Annotated in this window: 12 protein-coding genes and 1 other RNA gene; 6 read left to right on the top strand and 7 right to left on the bottom strand. The window is 64.7% G+C overall.

Going from position 1 to position 14,488, the window contains the following annotated elements:
- Positions 1-156: 156 nt before the first annotated feature.
- The gene (locus AB7290_RS05980; RefSeq protein ID WP_085401793.1) at positions 157-903 is read right to left on the bottom strand and encodes a YebC/PmpR family DNA-binding transcriptional regulator; all 747 of its coding nucleotides are present in this window, start codon (positions 901-903) and stop codon (positions 157-159) included.
- Between the two features lie 203 nt (positions 904-1,106).
- Between AB7290_RS05980 and AB7290_RS05975 the strand changes: the two genes are divergently transcribed.
- From AB7290_RS05975 to AB7290_RS05955, 5 genes are all read left to right on the top strand, one after another.
- A complete protein-coding gene (locus tag AB7290_RS05975) occupies positions 1,107-2,855 on the top strand; it encodes a methyl-accepting chemotaxis protein (protein ID WP_085401792.1) in 1,749 nt (582 codons plus the stop codon).
- A gap of 108 nt (positions 2,856-2,963) precedes the next feature.
- On the top strand, positions 2,964-4,388 hold the full coding sequence (locus AB7290_RS05970) for a methyl-accepting chemotaxis protein (protein WP_085401791.1): 1,425 nt from the start codon (positions 2,964-2,966) through the stop codon (positions 4,386-4,388).
- Positions 4,389-5,087: 699 nt separating this feature from the next.
- Positions 5,088-5,552 (top strand): (2Fe-2S)-binding protein, encoded by a 465-nt coding sequence (locus tag AB7290_RS05965; RefSeq protein ID WP_201266187.1) that lies wholly within the window; start codon positions 5,088-5,090, stop codon positions 5,550-5,552.
- Between the two features lie 8 nt (positions 5,553-5,560).
- A complete protein-coding gene (locus tag AB7290_RS05960) occupies positions 5,561-7,729 on the top strand; it encodes a xanthine dehydrogenase family protein molybdopterin-binding subunit (protein WP_085401790.1) in 2,169 nt (722 codons plus the stop codon).
- Positions 7,726-9,069, top strand: coding sequence for a c-type cytochrome (locus tag AB7290_RS05955; RefSeq protein ID WP_085401789.1), 1,344 nt, complete (start codon positions 7,726-7,728; stop codon positions 9,067-9,069). Before AB7290_RS05960 ends, AB7290_RS05955 begins: the two co-directional genes overlap by 4 nt.
- 269 nt (positions 9,070-9,338) lie before the next feature.
- Here AB7290_RS05955 and AB7290_RS05950 read toward each other — a convergent pair whose 3' ends face one another.
- Positions 9,339-10,436, bottom strand: a complete 1,098-nt coding sequence (locus AB7290_RS05950; protein WP_085401788.1) for a cyclase family protein — start codon at positions 10,434-10,436, stop codon at positions 9,339-9,341.
- Between the two features lie 120 nt (positions 10,437-10,556).
- Between AB7290_RS05950 and AB7290_RS05945 the strand changes: the two genes are divergently transcribed.
- Positions 10,557-11,624: a CobW family GTP-binding protein gene (locus tag AB7290_RS05945; RefSeq protein WP_085401787.1), complete on the top strand. Its 1,068-nt coding sequence runs from the start codon at positions 10,557-10,559 to the stop codon at positions 11,622-11,624.
- A gap of 212 nt (positions 11,625-11,836) precedes the next feature.
- Here AB7290_RS05945 and AB7290_RS05940 read toward each other — a convergent pair whose 3' ends face one another.
- The 5 genes from AB7290_RS05940 to AB7290_RS05920 all read right to left on the bottom strand — a co-directional run bounded on the left by AB7290_RS05940 (position 11,837) and on the right by AB7290_RS05920 (position 14,346).
- Complete coding sequence (locus AB7290_RS05940) at positions 11,837-12,661, bottom strand: TIGR00282 family metallophosphoesterase (RefSeq protein WP_085401786.1); 825 nt, start codon at positions 12,659-12,661, stop codon at positions 11,837-11,839.
- A complete protein-coding gene (locus AB7290_RS05935; RefSeq protein ID WP_071916650.1) occupies positions 12,639-13,235 on the bottom strand; it encodes a 5-formyltetrahydrofolate cyclo-ligase in 597 nt (198 codons plus the stop codon). The genes AB7290_RS05940 and AB7290_RS05935 overlap by 23 nt, the downstream gene beginning before the upstream one ends.
- Before the next feature lie 190 nt (positions 13,236-13,425).
- A non-coding RNA gene (ssrS, locus tag AB7290_RS05930) (6S RNA) lies at positions 13,426-13,586 on the bottom strand.
- A gap of 59 nt (positions 13,587-13,645) precedes the next feature.
- A complete protein-coding gene (locus AB7290_RS05925; protein WP_028150902.1) occupies positions 13,646-14,029 on the bottom strand; it encodes a cell division protein ZapA in 384 nt (127 codons plus the stop codon).
- Positions 14,026-14,346 (bottom strand): DUF4164 domain-containing protein, encoded by a 321-nt coding sequence (locus tag AB7290_RS05920; protein ID WP_020608063.1) that lies wholly within the window; start codon positions 14,344-14,346, stop codon positions 14,026-14,028. The genes AB7290_RS05925 and AB7290_RS05920 overlap by 4 nt, the downstream gene beginning before the upstream one ends.
- Between the last annotated feature and the right edge of the window lie 142 nt (positions 14,347-14,488).

The raw sequence follows: 14,488 nt of genomic DNA, 5'->3' as shown, positions 1-14,488 counted from the left end.
GGGCGCCCGCGATGACGACCACAAGGCACGCGGTCATACCCCGCGAAAGCGGGGTATCCAGTACGCCGCGGCTTCTCCGTATCCTTCTGGCGTCTCTGGAATACTGGGTCGCCCGGTCAAGCCGGGCGACGACAGCGGAGATTGGGATTAGCGACCTCAGCCGCCCATCTTCGCCAACAGCGCGTCCGACATCTCGAAATTGGCGTAGACGTGCTGGACGTCGTCGTGCTCGTTGAGCAGATCCATCAGCTTCAGGAGCTTCTCGCCGGTCTCGTCGTCGACCGCGACCGTATTCTGCGGCTTCCAGATCAGCGCAGCCTTGCGCGGCTCGCCGAACTTGGCTTCCAGCGCCTTGGCGACGTCGCGATAGCCTTCGGTCGAGGCGTAGATCTCGTGTCCGCCTTCGCTCGATACCACGTCGTCGGCGCCGGCCTCGATCGCGGCATCCAGCACCGCGTCGTCGGAGGCGACGCTGCGGTCGTATTCGATGATGCCGGTGCGGTCGAACATGAAGGAGACCGAGCCGGTTTCGCCGAGATTGCCGCCCGATTTGGTGAAGAAGGAGCGGATGTCGGAGGCGGCGCGGTTGCGGTTGTCGGTCAGCGCCTCGACGATGACGGCGACGCCGCCGGGGCCGTAACCCTCGTAGCGGATCTCGTCATAGTTCTCGCCCTCATTGCCGAGCGCCTTCTTGACGGCGCGCTCGATATTGTCCTTCGGCATGTTCTCCTGGCGCGCCGCGATGATGGCGGCGCGCAGGCGCGGGTTCATGTTGGGGTCGGGCGTGCCCAGCTTGGCCGCGACGGTGATTTCCCGCGCCAGCTTGCCGAACAGCTTCGACTTCTGGGCATCCTGCCGCCCCTTGCGGTGCATGATGTTCTTGAATTGGGAATGTCCGGCCATGCGTGTCTCGTAAGGAATCGTGCGCCAAAGGTGAGCGTGGGAAGCGCGGCCTTATAGGCCGCCAACCCACCGGAATGAAAGAGGCTCTACGACTTTAAGGTAATACCGTAGTGCCCCGTGCCTAGGAGCCAGGCACCGTTAACCCTGATTTCATTCCGGCCTGCGAAAATAGCAACCGCCCGTTCCCCGACAAGAGTGACCTGATGGCGTTCGCATTGTTTCGGAAGCGTCTGCCCGACTTGTCCGCGCCCGTGGCACCCCCGCAGGCCGCGCCGTCGCCGGTCGATCCCGCGCCTGCCCTGTCGGCCGAGGGCGATTCCGCCAGGGAAATCCTGGAACTGCTGGAACTCGAGCTCGGCGCCATGATCCGCCAGCTCGAGCGGGCCGCCAACTCGGTCGCCGGCGGCGCGGAGGCGACCGCGGCAACGCTCGCGGATATTCGCGAGCGCACCGACGCCCTCACCGGTCGCACCAATGCGGCGCAGTCGAACGCCTCAACCTTCGCCCATGCCGCCGACAAGTTCACCCAGTCCGCGCAAGGCATCGGCGCGCAGGTGCGCGAGGCCGCCAAGCTCGCCGACGAAGCCAGCGCCGCAGCGCAGGAAGCCCGCGCCAACGTTGACCGCCTGCGTGAATCCTCCGCCGCCATCGGCAACGTCGTCAATCTGATCGCGCAGATCGCGCGGCAGACGACGCTGCTCGCGCTCAACTCCACCATCGAGGCCGCGCGTGCGGGTGCGGCCGGCAAGGGCTTTGCGGTCGTAGCCACCGAAGTGAAGGCGCTCGCGGTGCAGACCCAGGGCGCGACGGAGGAGATCACCAGGAAGATCGACGCGCTCCAGCGCGACGCCGCCGGCTCGGCCGACGCCGTGCATCGCATCGCGCAGGCGATCGAGGCGATCCGCCCGGTGTTCGACACCGTCAACGGCGCGGTCGCCGAGCAGAATGCCACCACCAGCGAGGTGTCCGGCAACGCGGCCAGCGCATCGCAGTTCATCATCTCGGTCGGCGAGAGCGCGGCCGAGATCGACGCCGCGACCAAGGCGGCCGAGACCCACGGCGAGAACGTCGCCAGCGCCGGCAAGGCCGTCACCACCTTCGCGCGCAAGCTGAAATCGCGCTGTGCGGTGCTGCTGCGCCAGAGCGAGCACGACGACCGCCGCAAGACCGAGCGGCTGCCCTGCCATCTCAAGTTCGAAGCCGCGCGCGGCGTGTTGCAGGTCTACGAGATCGCGATGGATGGCGTGCTGATCGGCGGCGCGGAGGCGGCGAAGCTTGCCACGCAGGCCGTCGTCGACGGTACCCTCGAAGGCGTCGGTGCCTGCCGCCTGCGCGTGATCGAGCAGTCCAAGGCCGGCGCCCGCGCGCAATTCGTCAGCCCGAACGCCGATCTCAGCGAGAAGATCGAAGACAGGCTCTGGTCGATCCACGAGGAGAGCACCGAGTTCGTCACCCGCGCCATGGAAGCCGGCACCGCGCTGACCCGGATTTTCGAGCAGGCGGTCGCGCGCGGCGAGGTCAAGATCGACGACCTCTTCGACACCGATTATGCGGAGATCGCCGGCACCAATCCGCAGCAATACCGCACCAGATATCTGGACTGGGCCGACCGCGCGCTGCAGCCGTTCCAGGAAGCCTTTCTCGCCAAGGAACCGCGCATGGCGTTCTGCGCCATGGTCGACCGCAACGGCTTCCTGCCGGTGCACAACAAGATCTATTCGCATCCGCAGCGGCCGGGCGACACCGCCTGGAACACTGCCAACAGCCGCAACCGGCGGATCTTCAACGATCCGGCGGGGCTCGCCGCCGCGCGCAACCTGCGCTCGTACCTGGTCCAGAGCTATGCGCGCGACATGGGCAACGGCAACACCGTGATGATGCGCGAGATCGACGTTCCGATCCGCGTCCAGGGCCGGCACTGGGGCGGATTCCGCACGGCTTACAAGCTGTAGTGCACGCTCAGGCAAGACGCCGGCCGCGAATCATCCTTTAAGGCTGGAATTGGAATGGGAATGCCGCGGAGGGCCGGCGAACGGCTCTGACTGGAGGACTCTCAAAACATGTCCGTCGCACAACTTGCAGTCCTGGACACCGGCTCCAACCGGACACTTGCCGAACGTCTGATCGACCAGCTCGCCGACCGCATCGGCGGCCTCGGCGTCGAGCTCGCCGACATCGCCGGCAACGTCCAGGAAGTCGCAAACCGCGTCGCGAACCAGTCCGAACGGTTCCATCATCTCCAGGAGACGGCCGAGACCATGGTCTCGGCCAATCACGATATCGCCAACGCATCGCAGGCGGTGCAATCGACCGCATCGGCGGCGGTCGGCGAGATCGCGCAGTCGCGCGGCGCGGTCGACACCGCGGTCAGCCACATCTCCGAGCTCGTCGCAGCCGTGGAGCGGATCGAGGCGCGCTTGAGCGCCGTCGGCTCGGCGCTGGCGCAGGTGGCAAAAGTGTCCGGCTCGATCGAGGCGATCGCCAAGCAGACCAACTTGCTCGCGCTCAACGCCACCATCGAAGCGGCCCGCGCCGGCAATGCCGGCCGCGGATTTGCGGTGGTGGCAAGCGAGGTCAAGAATCTCGCGGAGGCTACCCGTGCGGCCACGCATCAGATCTCCGACACCGTGCGCGATCTCGACGGCCAGATCGAAGGCCTGATCGGCGAGAGCAGCGACGCCTCGCAACGCGCCAAGACTGCCGGCGAAGGCGCCCAGCAGATCTCCGGCATCATCTCGCGGGTCCAGCAGGGTTTTGCCTCGGTGGAGGCGGAGATCGACAGCGTCACGCGCGCCGCGACCTCCAATCTCGGCCATTGCGACACGGTCATCAGCGAGCTCAACGAGCTCGCCAAGGGCGTCGACCTGTCCTCGCGCGATCTCAAGAACGCCGATCAGCGCGTGACAAAACTGCTCGACACGTCCGAAGCGCTGATCGCGATGATCGCCGACAGCGGCGTGGAGACATCGGATGCGCCGCTGATCCGCGTCGTCGTCGCGACCGCAAAGCGGATCTCGGACGAGTTCGAGGCCGCAATCGACCGCGGCGAGATCACGCTCGACCAGCTCATGGACGAGACCTACCGGGAAATCCCCGGCACCGATCCCAAGCAATACAAGACCAACTACGTCGACTTCACCGACCGCGTGCTGCCCGCCATCCAGGACCCGATCCAGAAGTCAGACCCCCGCATCGTGTTCTGCGTCGCCTGGGCCAAGGGCGGCTATCTGCCGACCCACAACCCGAACTACCGCCTGCCGCAGGGCAAGGACCCCGTCTGGAACAACGCCAATTGCCGCAACCGCCGCCTGTTCAGCGACCGCGCGGTGAAGAAGGTCGCGGCCAACACAAAACCGTTCCTGCTCCAGACCTATCGCCGCGACATGGGCGGCGGGCAGTTCGTGCTGATGAAGGATTTGTCCTCGCCGATCGTGATCCGCGGCAAGCACTGGGGCGCCTTCCGGATGGGTTTTCGGCAGAGCTGACGCCCGCCGCGCCTACGACCCTGAATCAAAAATCTGGAAAACAACCCCATGCACAGTAACCGGGGCGTGGGGAATCAATGGCTTACGCCGGCAGGCCAGGACGCAGTTTGAGACGCAGTTTGACTCGTCGGGCAAAACAGGCGCACAATACTACTATTCCGAAATTCCCATCTCCTCCTCTTCCCTTCTCCCCTTGTGGGAGAAGGTGGCGCGAAGCGCCGCATGAGGGGTCTCTATCGGCGGACGAGGCTGCTTCGGAATGAGAGAGCATCATACGCGGAGACGGACCCCTCACCCGATTGAGTCTGCGTCTACCGGCGTCGCTGCCCTCTCCCACAAGGGGAGAGGGCACAGCAATGAGCCGCTGGGACTGATCCCGCCAGACTCGTCGTCCGACTTTCCCAATCGCACGAATTTCGTCATCGCATGATTTTCCGCATTCGCACGATCATCTGCGGCGATCAACGATGCGTACGACGAAAATGCGTCACAACATGACGATTATCATATCAATTAGCCCAATTCCGCTGCAGCGATCGCCGCACAAATTCGTGAACGTCATGGCCTGACGCGTCGCCAGCGCAAATATGCATCGCCGGAAATTCTGGCGCTTCATCGTTTCGCATCAGTATGATTATTGTCGCGCACGAATTCGCCGACGAGATCGCCGCAAGCGATCAAGCGAGCAAGGGGATGCTTATGGCAACAACTCTCACCATCAACGGCGAAACCAAATCGTTCGACGCGCCGCCGGAAATGCCGCTGCTGTGGGTGCTGCGCGACATCCTCGGAATGACGGGCACGAAATTCGGCTGCGGCATCGCGCAATGCGGTGCCTGCACGGTGCATGTGGACGGCAAGGCCGTGCGCTCCTGCGTCCTGCCGGTCAGCGCGGTTGCGAACCGCGCCATCACCACCATCGAACATGTCGGCAATACGCCCGCAGGCGCGAAGGTGCAGAAAGCCTGGCTCGATCTCGAGGTGGTCCAGTGCGGCTATTGCCAATCCGGCCAGATCATGGCGGCCGCCGCTCTACTGGCAACCACCTCTCATCCGGATGATTCCGACATCGACGCCGCGATGGCTGGCAACATCTGCCGCTGCGGCACCTATGTCCGCATCCGCGAGGCCATCAAGCAGGCGGCCTCCGGCCGGCAGTCGTGAGGTCCGCCATGAATGCACACAACAGCCTCTCCCGCCGCACGCTTCTGACCAGCGGTCTCGCGACCGGTTTCCTGCTCGCCTTTCACCTGCCCCTGCGGGCCGCCGTCAACGAGCCGGAGCAGCCGAGGGATACGACCGACGGCAAGTTCGCGCCCAACGCCTTCATCCGTATCGACGAGACCGGCCAGACCACGCTGATCATGCCGCAGGTGGAGATGGGTCAGGGCATCTACACCTCGATCTCGATGGTTCTGGCCGAAGAGCTCGACGCCGATTGGGCAAAGGTCGGGGCGTTGCACGCGCCGCCAAACGACAAGTTCTACGCCAATCCCGCCTTCGGACTGCAGGCGACGGGTGGTTCGACGTCGATCCGCGCCTGGTGGAAGCCGCTACGCGAAGCGGGTGCCAGCGCGCGCGCGATGCTGGTGCAGGCCGCCGCCGCGCAATGGCAGGTCGAGCCAGCGAGTTGCACGACGTCCAAGGGCGAAGTCATCCATGCGGCAAGCGGCCGCAAGCTCGGCTATGGTGAGCTCGCGCTGGCGGCACAGAGCCAGACACCTCCGAAGGATGTCCCGGTCAAGGACCCCAAGGACTTCGTCCTCATAGGCCAACCGCTGAAGCGGCTGGATACACCGGACAAGGTCAACGGCAAAGTCGTCTACGGCATCGACGCGATCCTGCCCAACATGAAGATTGCCGCGATCGCCAATTGCCCGGTGTTCGGCGGCAAGGTCGGCAAGGTCGATGACAGCGCAGCGATGAAAGTCGCCGGCGTGCGCAAGGTCGTCGTGCTCGACGACGCCGTCGCCGTGATCGGCGATCACATGTGGGCGGCCAAGAAGGGTCTCGAAGCGCTCAAGATCGAGTGGAACGAAGGACCGAACGCCAAGATCTCCACCAAGGACATCTGGGACGATTTACGCAAGGCCAGCGAGAAGGATGGCGCGATCGCGAAATCCGTCGGCGACATCGCCAAGGGGCTTGCCAGCGGAGACAAGTTCGAGGCGAGCTTCGAACTGCCGTTCCTCGCGCATGCCTCGATGGAGCCGATCAACGCCACCGTTCACGTCAGGCCGGATGCCTGCGAGATCTGGACCGGCACACAAATCATGACGCGCGTGCAGTCGGAGGCGGCGAAGGCCGCCGGCCTTCCCGTCGAGAAGGTGATCGTCAACCAGCACCTGCTCGGCGGCGGTTTCGGCCGCAAGCTCGAACCCGACATGGTGGTTGCGGCGGTCAAGATCGCCAAGCAGGTCGACTATCCCGTCAAGGTGATATGGACCCGCGAGGAGGACATCCAGCACGACGTCTACCGCCCGGTCTATCGCGACCAGGTCAATGCGACCCTGGTCGACGGCAAGGTGGCGGCCTGGAAGTACAAGATCGCAGGTTCTGCGGTGATTGCCCGCTGGCTGCCGCCAGCGTTCCAGAAGGGCGTCGATATCGACGCGGTCGACGCCGCCGTGGAGACGCCCTACGACTTTCCCAACTTCCACGTCGAATATGTCCGTGCCGAGCCACCGGCTGTGCCGACCGGCTTCTGGCGCGGTGTCGGCCCGAACAACAATGTGTTCGCGTTCGAATGCGCGCTGGACGAACTTGCGCGCAAGGCCGGCAAGGATCCGGTCGAATTCCGAAGGTCGATGCTGACCAAGACTCCGCGTGCGCTCGCGGTGCTCAACCTTGCCGCGGAGAAATCCGGCTGGGGCCAACCGCTGCCGGCCCGCGTTGGACGTGGCGTCTGCCTGCAGCCATCGTTTGCGAGCTTCCTCGCAACTGTTGTGGAAGCCGAGATCGACGACATCGGCGAGATCACGCTGCGCCGCATCACCTCGGTGGTCGACACCGGCATTGCGGTCAACCCCGATACGGTGAAGGCGCAGATCGAGGGCGGGCTGATCTTCGGCCTCACGGCCGCGCTCTATGGCGAGATCACCATCGACAAGGGCCGCGTGCAGCAGTCGAACTTCCACGACTACCGCATGATGCGCATCAACGAGACGCCGAAGATCGAGGTCATCGTGGTCAAGAGCGGCGAAGCGCCCGGCGGCATCGGCGAAGCCGGCGTCAATGCCGGACCACCGGCGCTGCGCAACGCGATCTACGCCGCAACCGGCGTGGCGCTGCGGCGCCTGCCGATCGACCGGAAACTTCTGGCTGTGGGGAAGAAGGCATGAGCGGCAAGATGCGTATCCTCACAAGCCTGGTCGTGATCGCCATCGTGGTGGCGGCGCTCGGCGTCTGGATCATCCGCGGGCCCGGTCCGCTCGACTTCGCCGGCGGCACCAAAGTGGCGCTGGCGGATTATCGCGCCGGCAAGCCGACCGGCGTACCGGCCAAGCTGGAGAAAGCGAGTGTGGTCGAGCGCGGCGAGTATCTCGCGAAGGCGGCCGACTGCATGGTCTGCCACACCAAGCCCGGGGAGAAGGAATATTCCGGCGGGCTCGGCTTCAAGCTACCGTTCGGCACGCTCTATTCGACCAACATCACGCCGGACAAGGACACCGGCATCGGCAATTACAGCGACCAGGATTTCCTCAACGCTGTCCAGCGCGGCACGCGTCATGACGGCGCGCGGCTCTATCCGGCCATGCCCTACACGTCCTACACCTACATGACGGACGAGGACGTGCTGGCGGTGAAGGCGTATCTGTTCAGCCTGCCGGCAGTGCGCGCGAAAGCGCCCGACAACACGCTGTCGTTCCCGTTCAACCAGCGCTGGGCGATGATCTTCTGGTCGGCCGTGTTCAATCCGGACACGCGCTTTACGCCGGATACCTCGAAGAGCCCGGAGTGGAACAGAGGTGCGTATCTCGCCGAAGCGCTGGCGCATTGCGGCGAGTGCCACACGCCGCGCAATCTCGGCTTTGCGCTCGACAACCGCAAGAAGTTCGGCGGCGCGATCACGGCCGGCTGGCGCGCTTTCAACATCTCCTCCGACAAGGCCACCGGCCTCGGCAATTGGCGCGACGAGGACCTGATCTCGTATCTCTCGCTCGGCCACGCGCCGGGCCACGGCTCGGCCTCGGGTCCGATGGGCGAAGCGGTCGATCGCAGCTTCAGCCAGTTCGCTCCCGAAGACATCCGCGCGGTCGTCGCCTATCTGCGTAGCGTGCCGCCGGTGGCCTCGCCCGACCTGCCTGCGACCACGGCGCCGGTCGCGCCCGCCTCGCACAAGGACGGCGTCACGGCCGACGCACGCGGCAAGATGGTGTTCGCCAGCGCCTGCGCCAGCTGCCACGGCTGGAGCGGCGAGAGCCCGGTCTCGCCGATGGCGACGCTGACCGGCACCTGGGCCGTCAACGACCCGGCCGCCACCAACGTCGCCCAGATCGTACTCTCGGGCACCAAGCGGCATACGCCGGATGGCGCTCTCTCGATGCCGGCATTCGGCGATGCGTATAGCGACGACGAGATCGCGGCGGTGGCGAACTACGTCACGGCACGGTTCGGCACCAAGGGCTCGAAGCTGACGGCGAAGGATGTTGCGGAGCTGCGGGAGCAGACGGCGGAGTAGTGTACGACGAGATTGACGCGTGATCGCGCGCCAATCTCCGCCGTCGTCCCGGACAAGCGAAGCGCAGATCCGGGACCCATACCCACAGGGCGGGATTTGGCGAAGATTCGGTGTGGGAGCTGTGCCCCACACCACTCCCTGGGGTTATGGGTCCCCGCCCCCCGTGCGCAATTGCGCACTAGGCGGGGACGACACCGAGGATGTGGCAACGCTTTCAGCCCAACCAAAACATCGGCGTGGGCTTCCCTCACCCACGCCGATGCGTATCGTCACGTAATCGCAATCGGGCAGCCGTTGCTTCCCGTCGCGCCCTTGATGGGCGCCGGGGTGAACGAATAGACGAACTGATACTTCTTCTCGGCGATCAGATCGTCGAAGATCAGATTCTCATGGTTGTGGATGCCGTACTTGGTCTGCAGCTCGGCGTGGACCACGAAAGCGAGCGACTTGTCGGGATTGGGCACCACCTCGACCGCCCAGGTGTCGGCGCCGGTCAGCGCAAGATCCTTTTCGACCACCCACTTCGCAGCATCGAGGCCGATGCCCGGCTCGCCGCTGTTGAAGCGATCGTTGTTCTTCATCCACAGCGAGCCCCAGCCGGTGTGGAACATGATCGCGTCGCCAGGCTTGATGTCGCTCTCGGGGATGTTCTGCTTCGCCAGCGCCGCCTTGATGTCAGCCGAGGTGATCTCCTGCCCCGCATCCATCATGCCGCCCTTGAGCGCGACCATGTCGAGCAGATGCGCGCGGGTGAAGATCGGCTTAAGCTTCTCGACGCCAAGCTTCTTGAGCCCGTATGCGTCGCTAATTTCTGCGGCTGTGAAGCCATTGTAGAATCGCATCTCGCTCTTGTCGCCGTCCTTGCCCATCTGGATGCCGATATGGCCGAGGCCGTCGAACTGCGTACCGGTCTGGCCGATCTCGGTGGCCAGGAATTCGTCGTGATAGACCATCTTGTTGTCACCGAACGGGCCGCCGGTCGGGCTGCCGGGAATGCGCAGTGCGAATATGCGCGCACCAAACAGCGGCATGGCGGCTTCGTAGACGCGGCCGATCTTGTAGATCTTGCCGTCCTTGATCCATTTCGCCGCGTCGAGGACCTTCGCCGGGGTGATGTGGTTGGATGCGCCGGACTCGTCATCCTTACCCCATTTCGATGGCCACCAGGGCTTGTCGGTGCCCTTGGGCATGGAGGTTGCAGTCTGCGCCTGGGCCTCACTGATCGGTGCAAGCGCGAACTTGCCGTGCATCGAGCCGGCGAGCGCGGCTCCAGCAACGCCGGCGATGCCCGCGGTGCGGAGCAGGGTCCGGCGATCCGTCGTGGAGCCGCCGCCGTCTTGATCTACGTTATTGATCTCGTTAGACATTCCACCCTCCCAGGTTGTGGTCAGAACAATGTCTGACTCTAAAATTGTTTCCGCTAGCCTCCTCCTCCGCTACGCTATTGTCCAGCGACAAAAATAAGACGGCCGACGCGAGAGCTTCCCATGGGCCTGTTCGAAAGCGATAAATCCGCGCAGCGACTTCCGGTCTCGCTGATCACCGGCTTTCTCGGCAGCGGCAAGACCACGCTGCTCAATCGCCTGCTGCGCCACGACGACATGAAGGACAGCGCCGTCATCATCAACGAGTACGGCGAAGTCAGCCTCGACCATCTCCTGGTCGAACGCGTCGACGGCGAAGTCGCCGTGCTTGCGAGCGGATGCATCTGCTGCACCATCCGCAGCGACCTGGAGCAGACGCTGCGAGACCTTCTGGTGAAGCGGGACCGCGGCGAGATTCCGCCGTTCCGCCGTATCCTGGTCGAGACCACCGGGCTCGCCGACCCCGCGCCGATCGTGCAGCTCCTGCTCAACAATCCGCTCGTCTCGCACTTCCTGCGGCTCGACACGGTCGTGACCACGGTCGATGCGGTCAACGCGCCGCATCAGCTAGACCGGCAGTATGAGGCGGTGAAACAGGTCGCGTTGGCCGACCGGCTGTTGATCACCAAGAGTGACCTGGTCGAGGACATCGCGGCGCTTGAGCTGCGTCTGCGGCGGCTCAATCCCGGCGCCAGAATCGAAAGCGTCAGTTATGGCGAGATCGATCCCGCGCAGCTATTCGGCGCCGGCCTGATCGATCCCGAGCTGAAAAGGATAGACGTCGAGCGCTGGCTCAACGAGCGGGCCTTCGCGGAACCAGATGCGCACGCCGGCCATGCGCATCACGATCATCACGCGCACCATGATCATGGCCATCATGATCACGATGCGTCGATCGCGAGCTTCATGCTGGCGTTCGACGAGCCGCTCGACTGGATGGCCGTGACGCACTGGCTTGCGCATTTACGCAACGCGCGCGGCCAGGATCTGCTGCGGGTGAAGGGGATCCTCAATCTTCGTGACGAACCGACGCCGATCGTGATCCATGGCGTGCATCACGTCTTCCATCCGCCGGTCGCGCTTAGCGGCTGGCCCGACAGCGATCGCCGCTCGCGCATCGTGTTCATCACGCGCGGGATCTTGCGTGCGGACGTGCTTGAGCTCTGGCAGGCGGTTCGCGCCGCGGCGTGAGGCGATTGATGCGCAGTTGCGCGCGTCAATTTCAACTGTCGTCCCGGACAAGCGAAGCGCAGATCCGGGACCCATACCCACAGGAAGCAGTTTTGCGAAGACTCGGAGTGGCCAGTCTAGCACCACAACTACTCCCTGGGGTTATGGGTCCCCGCGCCCCGTGCGCAATTGCGCACTAGGCGGGGACGACACCGAGGGTGTGGCGGCGTACTTCAGCTCAACCAGAATTTCGGCGTCGCCGGCTCCAGCCGGCCGCCCACGCGCACAGGCGCAATCCGCAGCGCGAGGCCCGTCGCATCATCCGTCTCGACCGCCACGCCGCTCAGCGTCGCGACGCCAGCCGCCGGCTCGAACCGGCCGGAGGGAATCCCCGACGTGAAGCGCCGCAGCGGTTCTTCCTTCTGCATGCCGATGATGGAATCGTAGTCACCGGTCATGCCGGCGTCGGTCATGTAGGCCGTGCCGCCCGACAGGATCTGGTGGTCGGCGGTCGGCACATGGGTGTGGGTGCCGACGACGAGGCTGGCGCGGCCGTCGCAGAAGAAGCCGATGCCCTGCTTCTCGCTGGTCGCCTCGCAATGGAAGTCGACGACGATGGCGTCGGCGGCAACGCCGAGCGGACAGGCGCCAAGCTCGCGCTCGAGCGCGGCAAAGGGATCGTCGAACGGGGTCATGAAGACCCGGCCGAGCGCGTTGACGACGAGCGCATGCTTGCCGTTCTTGGTCTCCACCAGCGCGGCGCCGCGGCCGGGCGTGCCGCGCGGGTAGTTCGTCGGCCGCACCAGGCGTTCGGCGCGCTCGATGAACACCAGGGCTTCACGCTGGTCCCAGGAGTGATTGCCGAGCGTCACCGCGTCGGCCCCGGCATCGAGAAACTCCTGATAGATCGCTTCCGTGATGCCGAAGCCGCCGGCGGAATTCTCACCGTTGACGACGACGAAATCGAGCGACCAGTCCTTGACCATGCCGGGCAGATATTCGGCGATGGCGTTGCGGCCGCTACGGCCGACGACATCACCCACGAAGAGAATGCGCAACTTCAGAACTCCGGAAATCGAACACGTCCGATTCCGTTAGCACATAATCCAGCGCGACGTCGTGCGATAGTGCCGGAACCGCCTTGATCTCCTGGGCTGCAAAAGCAAGCCCGATACCGACGATCTGCTTGGTCTTGCGCAGATGCGCGAAGGTGTGGTCGTAGTGCCCCGCGCCATAGCCGATGCGATGGCCGAGACGGTCGAAGGCCGCGAGCGGCGTCAGCATGATGTCGGGGATGACTTCGGCCGCGGCCGGCGACGGCTCGGGAATGCCGAGCGGGCCGAGCATCAGGCGGTCGTTCGGATGGAAGATGCGGAAGATCAGCGACTGGCCGCGGGCGGTGACGCAGGGCAGCGCGAGCTTTGCGCCCGCCTCGGCGAGTGCCTTCATCAGCGGCAGCGGATCGATCTCGCTGCGGATCGGGGAATAGCCGGAGACGATGCTGCCGGGCAAAAGCGGGAACGGCAGCCCGCGCTTGGCGAGCTTTGCGGCGGCGGCGGTGCGCTTCTTCTCGCTCAGCGCGTCACGCGCCGCGAGGGCTTTGGCACGGAGTTCGGCTTTCGAATTGGACATGCGCTTTGGTCCCCCACGTCATCACCCACCTTGTGCGCCCTTGCGCACCGGGGCGGGTGATCCAGTATTCCAGAGGCGGTGGTGATTCACACAGAGGCCGCGGCGTACTGAATGCCCCGGGCGAGCCGGAGCACGACATCTACCGAACTGGCCGCAGTCGTTTCGACAAGCACAAACCAAGCAAAAAAAGTGCGAAGCCGCGAACGCCGTTGAAGCACTCGATCCCGGAGTTCCCTACGAAAGTAGGTGGGCACCATATGTCCGAGCCCACGGGCCCGGCCAGGGACAGTTCCCTAAAGGATCGATAAGGCCCCGGGGATATATGGCTCCTGACGCACGTCGCAGCCTCGCCCGCGCAATGTAACAACGATACTGACGAACCGCCAGCCCAACGGGCGGTCCGCCCAAAATCAGCCGATCGCGATGCCGTTGCCCACCGTCCGGTTCAGGACCTGGGTCGACTTCTCGATGCGCTCGGCGGCGGCGTTGAGCGCATTCACCACGGCGGTCTGGGTCATCCGGGCGCGCTCGACGGCGGCGTTGCGGAAATCCCTGAGCTCAGTCAGCTCCTGCTCCATGGTGCGGACGCGGTTGCCGACGTCGACCAGCTCGTCGCAGACGGTCAGCGCCGCCATCACGGTGAGCCTGGCATCACCGATCTCGCCGAATTTTCCGCGCAGCGACTGAATTCGCGTCTCCAGGCTTTCGGCGAGCTTGAGCAGCCGCACCTCCTGGCCCTCCTCGCAGGCCATGCGGTATTGCCGGCCGTTGATGGTGACGTTGATGTGGCTCATCCGTCCTCTCCGGTATCGAGCACCGAGCGTATCGTGACGATTGCGGAATCCAGCCGATCGGAGATTTCGCGATTGGTGCGCTCGAGCTTGCGCGCCTTCACCAGCGCGCCGTCGAGCTCATCGGCAAGCCGCGAGCGATCCGCGCCCAGTGCCTGGATTCGTGCCGCGAGCTCGTTCTCGTCGCGATCGGCATCGCGCCGCCGCTCCACCGCGCTTTCGAGCGCGTCGAGCGCCGCCATGAGTCTGCGGGTCGCGATCTCGATCTCGACGGCCGAGGACTCCGTCATGGCAGAGCTGTTGGAAACGCGATCGTTCATGCAGTCAGCGGCGGAACCTGTGGCCTTGCCCGTGGGGCTTGCCGTCCGGCAAAAGACTCGGTTCGGCAAACGGTTAGAAGCAGAAATTTACGTGGCAAGCTAGCGGAGCGCAACGCCGCCGCGAAACTATGCACTGCTAAGC

The sequence above is a fragment of the Bradyrhizobium sp. 613_E4_N2_2 genome (assembly GCF_052075995.1).
GTDB classification, from domain to species: Bacteria; Pseudomonadota; Alphaproteobacteria; order Rhizobiales; family Xanthobacteraceae; genus Bradyrhizobium; species Bradyrhizobium barranii.
The sequence above is the reverse complement of the archived record's forward strand: the minus strand, read 5'-3'. Positions and strand labels throughout refer to the sequence as shown.